Here is a 13,523-nt window from a genome sequence, read left to right as displayed (position 1 = left end):
GCCTTTTTCATGCAGTTCAAGCCCGACCTTTCGTCCTTCGGCGAGTCGACCGTGCTGGGTGGTTACAGCCAGCCCGGGGATGCGCCTGCGCCCCTGCCGCCCCGTGTCAATGTGTTTGACGCCTGCAATGTCGGTGTGGTGCTGCGCGCCGTGTTGTTTGTCGAGGCGGTGGTGGGCGTCGGCGCGATGTTCGGCGCCGGCGTCTTTGTCGACTGGCTGCTGCGTTTTTCGCTGCTGACCGGCGGCGTGTTGCCCGCCACGCTGGCCTGGCTGATCGCCGCCTGTGTGCTCAAGGGGCGGCTGGCCCGGCTGGGCACGGCGCAGCAGTGGATGGCTGGCGTGTCGCTTGGCGCGCTGGCGGGCCTGTATGGCTGCGGCCTGCTGGTGCTGCTGAACCTGCTTGATCCGGCGCCCTGGTGGGCCAGCGCTGCGGCCGGCGCCCTGCTGTCGGCGGTGCTGGTGGCCGGGCTGGTCTGGCGCGCCAAGGCGCGCACACCGGCGGCCACGGCGGCGCGCCTGGCCGAGCTGCAGTCGCGCATCCGGCCGCATTTCCTGTTCAACACGCTCAACAGCGCCATCGCCCTGGTGCGCGCTGAACCGGCCAAGGCCGAAGCCGTGCTGGAAGACCTCAGCGAGCTGTTTCGCCATGCGCTGGCCGACCAGACCGAGTCGGTCACGCTGGGGCAGGAAATTGCACTGGCGCAGCGTTACCTGGCCATCGAGCAGATCCGTTTTGGCGAGCGCCTGCAGGTGCAGTGGAGTCTGGACCCCGGGGCCGACCCGGCCAAATTGCCGCCGCTGCTGCTGCAGCCGCTGGTGGAAAATGCGGTGCGCCACGGCGTGGAGCCCAGCGCCCAGGGCGCGCAGATCAAGATCACCACCGAACGGCGCGGCGGCGTGGTGGTGCTCAAGGTGACCAATTCCACCCCGGCCGGCGTCGGCGAGCGGGGGCACGGGCTGGCGCTGGCCAATGTGCGCGAGCGCCTGGCGCTGCTGCATGATGTGCAGGCGCAATTCAAGACCGTGTTCAAGGACGGTGTTTTTCAAGTGAGGCTGGAGATTCCGCTATGACAGGCAAGTTGAGGGCGCTGATTGTGGATGACGAGGCGCTGGCGCGTTCGCGCCTGCGCACGCTGCTGGGCGACTGCACGGCGCCGCCCGCCTGCGTGGCCGCCGAAGCCGCGCATGCGGCGCAGGCCATGGACGCGCTGCGCCGCGAAACCTTTGATGTGGTCCTGCTCGACATCCGCATGCCCGGCGCCGACGGCATCGCCCTGGCGCAGACCATTGCCCGTTTGCCGCAGCCGCCGGCGGTGGTGTTTGTCACCGCGCATTCCGAACACGCGGTGCAGGCCTTCGATCTCGAGGCGGTGGACTACCTGACCAAGCCCGTGCGGCTCGAGCGCCTGCAGCAGGCGCTACAAAAAGTAGAGCGGCTTGCGCATACGGGTAAAGGGCTGGAGGCCGATTCGAATGGTGATTTTCTGATCATCCAGGACCGCGGCCGGACCGAGCGTGTGCCGCTGGCCGAGGTGCTGTACCTCAAGGCCGAACTCAAGTACATCACGGTGCGCACGGCGGGCAAAAGCTACATCCTCGACGGCAGCCTCAACGAACTGGAGGAAAAATACCCCCAGCAGTTCATGCGCATCCACCGTAACGCGCTGGTGGCCCGCCGCGCGGTGCGCGCGCTTGAAAAACACTTTGATCCCGAAGAAGGGGAGGGCTGGGCCGTGCGGCTCAACGGCATCGACGAGTTGCTGGCGGTGTCGCGGCGCCAGCTCAGCGCGGTGCGCGAGGCCATCGCCGCTTGAGCACCCCACCTGGCTTGAAACCCTACCTGTTCTGGCGACGGCGTCCTGCACCGCCCGCCCGCCTGCCGCGGTGAAATGGGGCCGGTACAGGAATGGAGACTTCGTCCCAGGGCGGTTTTGCCAGTGACACCCCGCGGAGCGCCCCACAAGGAACACCAATGAGCGAAGAACACGTGCCCGAAATACTGCCGGCAGAACCTGCGGCGCCTGCCGATCCCGAGGTGACGACCTTCCCGGAGCCGGATCGCCTGCTGCTGCACATGCCGGTGGACATCCGCAACATGTCGCTGATGGTGCTTGCCGGCCTGGCCATTTTGTTCGTGCTGCACTGGGCCAAGGCAGTGTTCATTCCGGTGATGCTCGGCGTGTTGGCCAGTTATGCGCTCTCGCCGGTGGTCAACTGGCTGGAACTCAAGCGTGTGCCGCGCTGGCTCAGTTCTGCCGTGCTGCTGCTGGCGATTTTCGGTGCCATCGCCTCGACCACCTGGTCCCTCAGGGACAACGCGGCGCAACTGGTGGAGTCGCTGCCGGTGGCCGCGCAAAAATTCCGCAACGCCATGAAGGTCAAGGCCGGAGGTGCGGACAGCACCCTGGACAGCGTGCAGAAAGCCGCATCGCAAATCGAGCAGGCCACCCAGGAAGGCGCCAGACCGGGCAACACCCGTGGCGCCATGCGGGTGGTGGTCGAGCGGGCAAGTTTCAACGTCAAGGACTATCTCTGGACCGGCACCATCGGCCTGGTCACGCTGGTCGGTCAGGCCGTTGCGGTCATTTTCCTGACCTACTTCCTGCTGCTCTCGGGCGACAGCTTCCGGCGCAAGCTGCTCAAGCTGGCCGGCCCCAGCTTCAGCAAGAAAAAAGTGACGCTGCAGGCCCTGCATGAAATCACCGGCCAGATCCAGCGCTACCTGCAGGTGCAACTGCTCACCAGCGCGCTGGTCGGGGTGCTGACCTGGCTGGCCCTGCTGGCCATCGGACTGGAGAATGCGGCGGTCTGGGGCATTGTCGCCTTCGTGCTCAACTTCGTGCCTTATGTGGGCTCGCTGATCACCGCGGCCGCCACGGCGCTGGTCGGTTTCCTGCAGTTCGGCACGCTGAACATGGCGCTGGTGGTCGGCGGCGCCTCGCTGGTCATCCACACCATCGTCGGCAACCTGGTCACGCCCTGGCTCACCAGCCGGGCCAGCCGCCTGAGCCCGGTGGCGGTTTTTGTCGGCCTTCTGGCCTGGGGCTGGCTCTGGGGCGTGTGGGGACTGCTGCTGGGCGTTCCCATCATGATGATGGTCAAGTCGGTCTGCGACCGGGTGGACGACCTCAAGCCCCTGGGTGAGTTTCTGGGCCCCTGAGTCGGGCCGGATCTTTTTTAACCATTTTGGCCTCCAGCCCTTTCATAGACTGCGCAAAGTGCTATTGATTTGATAGTGAATGCATCGCCGCCCTGCCGCCCGGATTGTGCAGTCTGCCTGCGTCCGCAAAGCGCCTGCATCTGTGCCTGGGTCACGCCGGTGGCGCATGAGGTCGAGGTGCTGATCCTGCAGCACCCGCTGGAGGTCGATCACCCCAAGGGCAGCGCGCGGCTGCTGCACCTGAGCCTGCCGCGCAGCCGCCTGGTGACGGGCGAGGGGTTTGCCGACGCGGCCCTGTTGGCAGCACCTTTCGAGGCGGCCGGGGCCGTGGCGGGCACTCCCCGGCACAACCTTCTTTTGTACCCGGACATGCCGCAGGATCAGGCGCTGGGCGAACCGGCCCCGCCCGCCTTGCCGGCCGGGTGGCTGCGCGAGCCCGCCAGGCTGCGCCTGATCGTGCTCGACGGCACCTGGCGCAAGAGCCGCAAGATGCTTTACCTCAGCCCGCCGCTGCAGGCCTTGCCGCGCCTGTCGCTGCAGGGCTTGCCGCCGTCGCGTTACAGCATCCGCGAAGCGCACCGGCCCGACCAGCTGTCGACGCTGGAGGCAACCTGTGCGGCGCTGGCGCAGCTTGAAGGCGATGCCGAGAAGTTTGAACCGCTGTTGACGGCCTTTGACGGTTTCGTGGCGCAGCAGCTCGGCTACCTTTCTAGTCACCCAGGTCGATAACACCCGCCAGCGGCACACCGGCCGGTGCCGCATAGTCAGCGACCACGAAGGCGCGCAGGGGGTGGGCTGCGGCATCTTCCAGCAGTGCCAGAACAAAACCGATCGACGCCTTGTCCAGCGCGGCAAACGGCATGTCCAGCAGGGTGAGTGCCGCACCCGAGGCAAAGGCCGCCGCCAGCCAGACCTTGCGCTTTGAGCCGGTAGACAACATGAAAATCTGCTTGGTCAGCTCCGGCGCCAGCGCCAGGCCGTCCACACAGGTGGCCAGCACGCCATCGTCAAAGCCGGCATAGGCTCGGCGCTGCACATCGAAGTAGTGCGCCGGTGTCATCTGGTCGAATGCCTCCGTGCGTGGCTCTGTCCAGAACACCTGCCGGCGGTAGTCCGCAGCCTGATCCTGCAGGGACACGCTGTTGATCTTCAAGGAGCCTGCTGCAGCCGGTAGTTGCCCTGCCAGCAGACGCAGCAGCGTGGTCTTGCCACGCCCGTCGCCGCCATGCACGAAGGTGACGCCCGGTGAAATGGCAACCGACAAGCCGGCGAACAGTTCGCGCTCGGGATAACAAAAACGCAGGCCTTCCGCCTGGAGAACCATGGGGGAGGCCGCCGCACGCGGGGAGGGAAGGCTTTGACGATTCGTCTGGTCAGGCTGTGTCATGCCTGTATTGGACATGATCCGCCATGGCCCGCATGCCGGTGCCAACCACCGTTTCCATCGGCGCGTGCCAAAGGCCAGCCGGGTCAGGGTTGGTGGGCTGTGCAAAAAAAAGATCCCGGCCCTTCATTTTTCCTGCCCGCAGCCGTTATGCATGAAGGCACGCGTCACTGCGCGCCTGCCGTGCTCATCCGGCATTCCGGATTCAGAAAATAAAGGAACAGTCATCATGAAAAAACTTCTCCAGGTACTTGTGTTCGGTTTGGCGGCCCTGAGCTTCAACATGACGGCCATGGCTGCCGGCGAACAGGGGTCGGCCGCAGAAGCCACCGCGCTCGTCAAGAAAGCCATTGCCTACATCAAAGCCAACGGCAGGGAAAAGGCCTTCGCCGAATTCAGCAATCCGAACGGCCCGTTCAGGGATCGCGACCTTTACATGACCACCGTTGACACGGAAGGAAAGATGCTGGCACATGGCGTCAATCCCAAGCTCGTCGGCAAGTCGCTGATCGAACTCAAGGACATCGACGGCAAATATTTCGTCAAGGAATACGTCGACCTGGCGAAAACCAAGGGCAATGGCTGGGTCGATTTCAAATGGCCCAACCCGATCACCAAAGTCGTCCAGCAAAAATCCATGTATGTCGAGAAAATGGACGACCTGGTCGTTGGCTGCGGCATTTACAAATAAAGCGGCTCCGGCGTGGTCTGCGTGACAAGTCCGTCTCGCGCCAGCACTGCGAATGAAAAAGGCCGTTGGCCCTTATCCGGCAAGCGCAACATGCTCCCAAAAAAATAGCATTCCAGTTGCCGCTCGCCTCAGGGGCCGGCCTGCACCAGCAGGCTGGCCGACATCGGCAGGTCCGCCAGCCGCACTACTTCGCCGGGCGCCAGCACACGGTCCGGCTTGAAGCTTTCTTCCTGCGCCACATCGGCACGCTGCCAGCGCAAGGTCACCACGCGTCCGTCGAGCCGCAGCGTGATGCCAAACGATGGCCAGTGCGCGGGCACACGCGGCGTCAGCGACAGCTCGCCCTGGCGCACCGACAGGCCCAGCAGGGTTTCCAGCGCCGCGCGGTGCAGCCAGGCCGCCGAGCCGGTGTACCAGCTCCAGCCGCCGCGCCCGACATAGGGCGGGGCGCTGTAGATGTCGCCGGCCAGCACATAGGGTTCAATTTCATAGGCCGGGCCGCGGGTGGGGTGGGCGCTGCGGTGCGCCGGGCTCAGGGCTTCAAAGCTGCGCCAGGCGGTTTCGATGTCGCCGCCCAGGGCCTGCGCCATCATGGCCCAGACCCCGGCGTGGGAGTACTGGCCGCCGTTTTCGCGCACGCCGGGCGGGTAGGCCTGGATATAGCCCGGGTTGTTTTCAGAATGCTGCAGCGGCGGGTCCAGCAGGCGCAGCAACCCGGCGTCGGGGTCGGTCAGCTGCTGCTTGAGGGCCAGCATGGCCGGCACGGTGAAGGCCTCGGTGGAGGCGCCGGACAGCACGGACCAGGCCTGCGCGATCAGGTCGATCCGGCATTCGCTGTTGGCGCTGGAGCCGAGCGGCGAGCCATTGTCAAAAAACGCGCGGCGGAACCAGGCGCCGTCCCAGCCGGCGTCGTGCAGCGCGGCGATCCAGCCTTGCCGCGCGTGCAGCCATGTGTCGGCGCGTGCGGTCTCGCCTCTGGCCCGGGCCAGCGGCGCAAAGTCCTGCACCACGCGGCACAGGAACCAGCCCAGCCAGACGGACTCGCCCTTGCCCTCGTGGCCGACACGGTTCATGCCGTCGTTCCAGTCGCCGGTGCCCATCAGCGGCAGACCGTGCGTCCCGACGGCCAGGCTGCGGTCGATGGTGCGCGCGCAGTGTTCGTAAACGCTGGCCGACTGCGTGCTGGTTTGCGGCGGGTAGTAGGCGTCTTCGGCGCCGTCCGGGATGGCCGGTCCGTCGATGAAGGCCACGGATTCGTCGAGCAGGGCCAGGTCGCCCGTGATGTCGATGTAGTGCGCGCAGGCATGGGGCAGCCAGAGCAGGTCGTCGGAAAAATGCGTGCGCACGCCCTCGCCGCCGGGCGCGTGCCACCAGTGCTGCACGTCGCCTTCGGGGAACTGGCGCGAGGCATTGAGGACAATCTGCGCACGCAGCCGTGCCGGGTCGGCCAGGCCCAGCGCCATGGCGTCCTGCAGCTGGTCACGAAAGCCGAAGGCGCCACCGGCCTGGTAGAAGCCGGCCTTGGACCACAGCCGGCAGACCACGGTCTGGTAGATCAGCCAGCGGTTGACCAGCGCGTCGAACAGCGGGTCGGGCGTGCTGACCTCGACCTTGCCCAGCAGTTGCGACCACCAGGACTGAACCGCCTGCAGGGCCTGGCCGGTGTCCCGCTGTGCCCACTGCCTGGCCAGTTGCTCGGCGCCGGCCCCGTCGGCCGCATGACCGAGGAGGAAGCTGAACGTCAGGTCTTCGGTGCCCGCCAGCGAGAACTCGGTGGCGAGGGCTGCGCACGGGTCGACGGCGCCGCCGCTGCGCCGTCCGAGGATGGCGGGCAGCACCAGTTGGCCCAGCGTGTCGAAAAATTCGCTGCGGTCGCAGGTCCATTGCGTGCCGCCTGCCGCACCCGACAGGGCCAGGAAGGCCGTGCTGCCGCCAAAACCATCGCGGCTTTCACGCTGCTGGGCAAACACGGCCGCGCGTTCGGCGCCGTTCCAGGTGTGAAGCGTGCGCCGGCTGCCCCTGGCTTCGCCCATCTGCCACTCGACCATGGCCACGGCGCGCAGCCGCCGCCGGGCGCTGCCTTCGTCCAGCCGCACGCGCACCTGGACCACCTTGACCGCTTCATGCAGGTCGGCAAAAAAAGTGGTCTCCAGCTGCAGGCCGGCGTGCCGGCCCTCAAACACCGAATACCCCTGGCCATGGCGCACGTGCCAGCTGCTGCCGGGTGCGGCCAGCAGCGAAGGCGCCAGCGCGAACACTTCGCCGCTGTCCAGGTCCTGCAGCAGCCAGTGCTCAAACGCGGGGTCACGCACCGGGTCGTTCGACCAGGGGGTGATCTGATGCATGCGGCTGTTGCCGGCCCAGCTGTAGCCACTGCCGGTTTCCGACACCTGGAAACCAAAAGACGGATTGCCGATGACGTTGACCCAGGGCCGGGGAAGGCGCTGGCCGCCAGCCAGCTCGAACCGGTACTCGCCGCTGGCGGCATCGAAGCGGCCCGGGGCAAGCCCGTCTGCCACGGCAGGCGCGTGGCCGGCCAGCGCGGTTGGTGCCACGGTGCCGGACCGCCTCGGCAACCAGCTTTCGCGCAGGGCCGCGACCTGCATTTCCAGCGGCCGTCCGTCGGCGTTGAGCACCACCCGTGCCAGCCCGGTCAGCGCACTTTTTTCGCCGGAAGACATTTCCTGCTCGCGCAGCAGGAAAAAGCCCGCAGCCGACGATGCGGCTTCATCGCGCGGGAAACTGTGTTGCACCGCCTGCGTGAGACGGTCGCGCAGCGCCAGGATGTCGCGCTGCAGCGGCATGAGGTAGGAGTTGACTTCGCTGTTGACCACCACCACGTCGACCGCCAGCCCGCCGAAGGCCCACCAGGGCTGGGCGCGCAGCAGTGCATGCACCAGCGGCAGGCCGCTGGGTGAATGGATGCGCAGCAGCACGATGGGCTTGTCGCCGGAGATGGCGAAGCGCCAGAGCTGGCGCTGGTCCAGCGGCGTGCGTTCCGCCGGCCGGCCCACGCTGTACATCAGCGCCGTGCTCATGTCCTGCAGCGCCAGGTTTTCCTCCGGAGTCAGCGCCAGGTCGCGCAGCCGCACCTGGGCCAGCGTCGCGGCCATGCGGGTCGCGCGCTCCACGTGCATGGGTTGCAGGTATTTGTCGATGCGGGGCACCAGCTCGTCGGCCGTCTCGGCGGCCGTCGTGGCAAAACTCAAGCGGGCCAGGGCGCCGGGCGCCAGCCGCAGCGTCACGCGCAGGCTGGCCACCGGGTCCAGGCCGTTGACGGGATGGCCCTGCGCATCAAAGGGCTGCTCGCCCAGGGCCGGCTGGTGTGCCGGGTGGTGGCGTCCGGCGAATACGCGGCGGTCGGCGATACACGCCACCGAGATCAGGTCGGCGTCAGCCTCGGCCAGAAAATGCGCCACCGCCATTTGCGGGTCGCCGTGCAGGCGCGGCCGGCGCGTGAGCATGAGGGCGCGCCACTGCGGCTCCCAGCGGGTCTGCACAAACAGGCTGGAAAATGCCGGGTGGGCTTCGTCGGCGCGCGGGTCGGCCAGCACCGCCTCAAAGCAGGACACCAGTTCCAGCACCTGCTCGGTGCGACCGGTATTGAGCAGCGTCACGGTGCGCAGCTCGGTGTCGTCCTCGGGGCTGACCAGCACGGTCAGGGTGGTGCTCAGGTCTGCGCCCTGCGCGTCGAACTGCACCCGGTCGGCCATGAAGCGGGCCTGGTAGTGCCAGCCCGGGCCCGGCGCCGGCCGCGCCGTGAGCGAGCTGACGCTGGGAACACCGGCCTGGTCGGGATGGACCAGGTAGAAAAAGCTGCCGTAGCCGTCACGCAGCAGGTCATCGCGCCAGCGCGTGATGTTGCGGCCGCGCCAGCGGCTCAGCCCGGCGCCGTTGGCGCGCAGAGCAACGTTGTAGTTGCCGTTGGACAGCAGGTGCGTGGGTTTCCAGCCGCTGCCCAGCGGGTTCAGCTCGCGGGACTGGAACACCGGCTCCGGCGTGTAGCCGCCGGGCTCCGGCGGCAGGCGCGGGTCGGCACTGCGGACGATCTGGCGCGGCGTGTTTTCATGCAGCAGGCTTTCATGTGCCCGCACCAGCGGGTCGCCGCAGAACCAGCGCCGCGGTGCGTTGGTGCACAACACGTTGCACAGCGCCACCAGCGCCATGCCCTGGTGGTGCGCCATGAAGGCTTCCACAACGCTGAACGCCTCGGTGCCCGACTTTTCCGGCTGGCGGGCGACGGTGAAGTCCAGGGCTTCGTAAAACCCCAGCTCGCCGCGTGCGCCCAGTTTTTCCAGGCGCTGCAGGTTGCGCACCGCGCCGCGCGCATCGAACAGTGTGGCCAGCAGGGTGGCGTAGGGCGCGATCACGCGGTCGGTGTGCGGGGTGCGCCGCAGCGCCAGCCGCGGGACACCGAAAGGGGAGTACTGGAAGGCCAGCGAATGGTCCTGCGCGAAATAGCCGGACTCCGACACGCCCCACGGGAGTTGCTGCGCGGTACCGTAGGCGCGCTGCTCGGCCACAGCCGCGTGGGCCGCCGTGTGCAGCAGGCCGTGACCGGGCTCGGACATCAGCAGCGAGGGCATCAGGTATTCGAACATCGAGCCCGACCAGGACTTCAGGCCCGGCACCACGCCCACCGACAGGAAGGGCCGGCCGAGGGCGGCCCAGTGGCGCCGCGGAACGTCGCCCTTGGCAATCGCCAGAAAGCTGGTCAGCCGGGACTCGGAGGCCAGCAGGTCGTAATAACTCGCGTCGAGCACATGTTCGTTCACGCGCAGGCCGATATGAAACAGGTGGCGCTTGGCGTCGTACAGGCCGCGAAAGTCCATGGCTGCGTACAGGGCCTGGCAGCGCGCGGCCAGCTGCAGCAGGCTGGCCTGCGCCGGCTTGCCGTCGGCGCCGCTTTGCGCCAGGCCGGTGCAGGCCTGCGCGACGGCCAGCAACAGGCCGGCCAGGTTGCCACTGTCGACGACCGACACATAGGCCGGCTGCAGCACCTCCAGCGTTCGCGTGTCGTACCAGTTGAGCAGGTGGCCATCGTGCCTGGGCAGGCGGTCTATGCTGTCCAGTGAGGCTTGCAGCCGGCTGATGACTTCGTTCGTGCTGATCCAGCCGAACTCGCGGGCGCAGCAGATGGCCAGCAGGTACAGGCCGATGTTGGTCGGCGAGGTGCGATGCGCCAGCGTGGGCTCGGGCACCAGTTGCAGGTTGTCCGGCGGCAGGTGGTTGTCCTCGGCGCCGACCGATTGCTCGAAAAAGCGCCAGGTGTCGCGCGCCAGCGTGTGCAGGTAGGCCCGGTCCTCATCCCGCAGGCGGCGCGCGGGATCGGGCGGACGCGGTTTGCTGGCCCACCAGGCGCCCAGCGGCGACGCCGCCCACAGCAGGAACAGCGCCGTGCCAGCAGCCGGGTATGGGCTCCACAACGCGGCGACCGCCAGCGCCGCGCACAGCAGCGACACCGGCGCATGCTGGCGTACGAAGGCAGACAGCTCGTGGCGTGCGGCGGCCTGGGCCTGGGCAGCGGTGCTCCATTCGAGCAGCCCGCGGCGGCTCACACGCATGCGCCAGACAGAGCGCACGATGGCGTCCAACAGCAGGGTGGCCTGCACCGGCAACTGGCTGAACTGCCAGGCGGCGCCGCCCAGGGCACGCAGCATCTCGCTGCGGCCCACATGGAAAAAATGGCGCCAGGCAATGCCACGGCGTGTCGGCACCAGGCCGGCCAGCGCGCCGAGCAGGGGCCCGGCCAGCAGGGCCGCGAAGGTGACGAGCAGGGCCGTGGACAAGGGCATGGCCGCCGTGAAAACAACGCAGACGAGCAGACCGACGGTGGCAGGGATCACCAGCGAGCGGCGCAGGTTGTCGACCATCTTCCACAGGCCCAGTGCGTCGATGCCGTAGTGCCTGGCGCGCGCCATGAAGGGCAGCAACTGCCAGTCGCCGCGGGTCCAGCGGTGAATGCGCGAGGCGGCCACGCCCGCATGGTGGGGCTGCTCCTCGACCAGCGTCACGTCGCTGACAAAGCCGCAGCGCGCGATGTTGCCTTCGAGCAGGTCGTGACTGAGGATGGAACCCGTGGGCAGGCGGTCGTCGAGGACCGCATGTACGGCGGCGACGTGCAGCAGGCCCTTGCCGCTGAAACTGCCGCTGCCGAACAGGTCCTGGTAAACCTCGGACACGCCGTTGCTGTAGGGGTCAATCCCGCATTGCCCGGCAAACAGGCGGTGAAAGGGGGTGCGTTCAGCGGGCCCCGGCAGCGGTGTGACCACGCGCGGCTGCAGGATGCCGTAACCGGCCACCACGCGGCGCGACGCGGCGTCGACCTGCGGTGTGTTCAGCGGGTGAGCCGCCACCGCCACCAGGTCGCGCAGGGCGCCGGGCGGCAGGCCGGTGTCGCTGTCCAGCGTCACGATGTACCGGATGTCGTCGGCCAGCCGCTGGTCGTTGGCCAGCGGCATGAAGCCGGCCATGCTGCCGGTGACCAGTGCGCGCACCAGCTGTTCGAGTTTGCCCCGCTTGCGCTCCCAGCCCAGCCATTTTTGCTGGGTGTCGCTCCATTCGCGCGGGCGATGGATCAGCAGAAAGCGCGGTGCCAGCCCGGCCGCCGCGGGGTGGCGCGTATTGAGTTCGGCGACTTGCGCCAGCGCCGCGTTGAGCAGGGCCGCATCGCCCGGCATGGTTTCCCGCGGTGCATCCACCCAGTCGGTGAGCAGGGCAAACTGGGCCTCGCGCTCGCGGTTGGCCAGCCAGTGCAGCTCCAGCCGTTCTGCCAGCTCGCCAATGGTTGCGCTGGAGCTCAGCAGCGTCGGCAGGACCACCAGCACACGGTGTTCCGGCGGGATGCCGGCCGCGAAATCGAGCCGTGGCAGGGCGCGGATCTTGAGCGATTCGGCGATCAGGCGGTGCACGAAAGCCGCGGCGGCTTCGGACGCCGGCCAGGCCAGCAGGAACAGCGCCGCCACCGTCGGCCAGCTGTGCAGGTTCATGCGGTTGGCCGCCGCCAGCACGATCAGGACGGTGCCCAGGATGATGGGAGCGATGTACAGCGGCAGGCGCCAGTTGCGCAGGGCGGCCGCCGGCGCGCCGCGTGCCGTCATGCCCAGGGTCGCCTCCAGGACGGCCCGGCCGCCGCCGAGCAGGTAGTAGCCGGCCGTGCGCTCCACGGCGGTCGCGGGCAGGGTGTGGGGCACCGCCCGCGCGGCGGCGACCACGGCCTGCGCCACCTCGCGCTCGGACTGGCGGCTCAGGCGCGCCAGCCGCTCCATGGATTGGGTGATCTGCTGGCGCGTCAGCTCGCTTTCCCGGGCAAAGCTGGGCAACCGGCTGAGCATGCGCAGCGACCGGCTTACCGGCTCGATCAGCTCGACCCAGTCGGCCTGTCCGATCAGGCGCAGGGTGGTGATGATGTTGCCGACGGTGAGGTTGGCGGCCACTTGCGCGGTCTGGCTTTCAACCATCAGCGCGGGCCCGTCCGGACAATGCCGTTCGGTCCAGAGAACCAGCGAGGGCGAGATGTCCAGTTTGACCGTGGGCATGCGCTGCCACAGCTGCGTGAGGTAGTTGCGCTGCAGGCCCCGCTGCTGCATCAGGGCGTTGATCGCGTCGAGGTCGGCGTCGTCGAGGCTGTCCACGCAGTCCCACACCGCATGCGCGACTTCCCGGGCCACCTTGCTTTGGGCAATGTTGTCGGCCATGCGGCGAAGGTTTTCAAGCAGCACCACGCGCAGGGTGGTCGGCAGGGCCCAGAGCTCGCTCAGGCGCAGTTCGCTGTATTCCTGGTAGGCATTGAGAAAGGCGGTGAACAGTTCCGGGTTGAGCACGCTGTCGGTATGCGCGACATAAGCCCAGGCGATGCCGTAGACGCGCGGCAGGCCTTCCAGCGGTGCCGCCGCCAGTTTGGGCAGGCTCGCGTAGTAACGCCGCGGCACGCCCTCGCGGATCTGCTGCAGCTGGGCTTCGACGAGGTGAAAGTTGTCGAGCAGCCATTCGGCAGCAGGCGTCACATAGTGGCCGCTGCTCGAGGTCAGCGCCACATAGTCGTAGGCCTGGCGCAGCGCGACCAGGTTTTCCTCGACGCGCGGAAAAAAGGAAGGGCCACGCCGCGAGGGGCCGTCGGCCTGCACGGTCTGGGCCGCGGCCAGGCTGCGGCCATGTTGTTCGAAACGGTGGATGCCGAACAGTTCGGCGCGAATGGGCGGATCGGCTTCCGACCTCTGGGTCAGGAGGATCTGGCGTGCGTGCGGGGTGAGTGATTCCAGCCGGTCAAGAACAGCGGCGTTCACCCT

At 67.8% G+C, this 13,523-nt stretch carries 7 protein-coding genes; 5 read left to right on the top strand and 2 right to left on the bottom strand.

Going from position 1 to position 13,523, the window contains the following annotated elements; translation table 11 throughout:
- Window positions 1–9 precede the first annotated feature (9 nt).
- From B7X65_RS07525 to B7X65_RS07510, 4 genes are all read left to right on the top strand, one after another.
- On the top strand, window positions 10–1,071 hold the full coding sequence (locus B7X65_RS07525; RefSeq protein ID WP_293593672.1) for a histidine kinase: 1,062 nt from the start codon (window positions 10–12) through the stop codon (window positions 1,069–1,071).
- The gene (locus tag B7X65_RS07520) at window positions 1,068–1,814 is read left to right on the top strand and encodes a LytTR family DNA-binding domain-containing protein (RefSeq protein ID WP_293593671.1); all 747 of its coding nucleotides are present in this window, start codon (window positions 1,068–1,070) and stop codon (window positions 1,812–1,814) included. The genes B7X65_RS07525 and B7X65_RS07520 overlap by 4 nt, the downstream gene beginning before the upstream one ends.
- A 158-nt stretch (window positions 1,815–1,972) precedes the next feature.
- The gene (locus B7X65_RS07515; protein ID WP_293593670.1) at window positions 1,973–3,160 is read left to right on the top strand and encodes an AI-2E family transporter; all 1,188 of its coding nucleotides are present in this window, start codon (window positions 1,973–1,975) and stop codon (window positions 3,158–3,160) included.
- A gap of 75 nt (window positions 3,161–3,235) precedes the next feature.
- Window positions 3,236–3,889: a tRNA-uridine aminocarboxypropyltransferase gene (locus B7X65_RS07510; RefSeq protein ID WP_293593669.1), complete on the top strand. Its 654-nt coding sequence runs from the start codon at window positions 3,236–3,238 to the stop codon at window positions 3,887–3,889.
- Here B7X65_RS07510 and B7X65_RS07505 read toward each other — a convergent pair.
- Window positions 3,870–4,547, bottom strand: coding sequence for an ATP-binding cassette domain-containing protein (locus B7X65_RS07505; protein WP_324488280.1), 678 nt, complete (start codon window positions 4,545–4,547; stop codon window positions 3,870–3,872). The two genes, B7X65_RS07510 and B7X65_RS07505, sit on opposite strands and share 20 nt — an antisense overlap.
- Before the next feature lie 226 nt (window positions 4,548–4,773).
- Here B7X65_RS07505 and B7X65_RS07500 point away from each other — a divergent pair, with 226 nt between their 5' ends.
- On the top strand, window positions 4,774–5,235 hold the full coding sequence (locus B7X65_RS07500; protein WP_293593668.1) for a cache domain-containing protein: 462 nt from the start codon (window positions 4,774–4,776) through the stop codon (window positions 5,233–5,235).
- 128 nt (window positions 5,236–5,363) lie between these two features.
- Here B7X65_RS07500 and B7X65_RS07495 read toward each other — a convergent pair whose 3' ends face one another.
- The gene (locus B7X65_RS07495; RefSeq protein WP_293593667.1) at window positions 5,364–13,520 is read right to left on the bottom strand and encodes a glucoamylase family protein; all 8,157 of its coding nucleotides are present in this window, start codon (window positions 13,518–13,520) and stop codon (window positions 5,364–5,366) included.
- Between the last annotated feature and the right edge of the window lie 3 nt (window positions 13,521–13,523).

This window comes from Polaromonas sp. 39-63-25 (assembly GCF_002278925.1).
Classification (GTDB): Bacteria; Pseudomonadota; Gammaproteobacteria; order Burkholderiales; family Burkholderiaceae_C; genus Polaromonas.
This window is presented reverse-complemented; position numbering and strand designations above follow the sequence as displayed.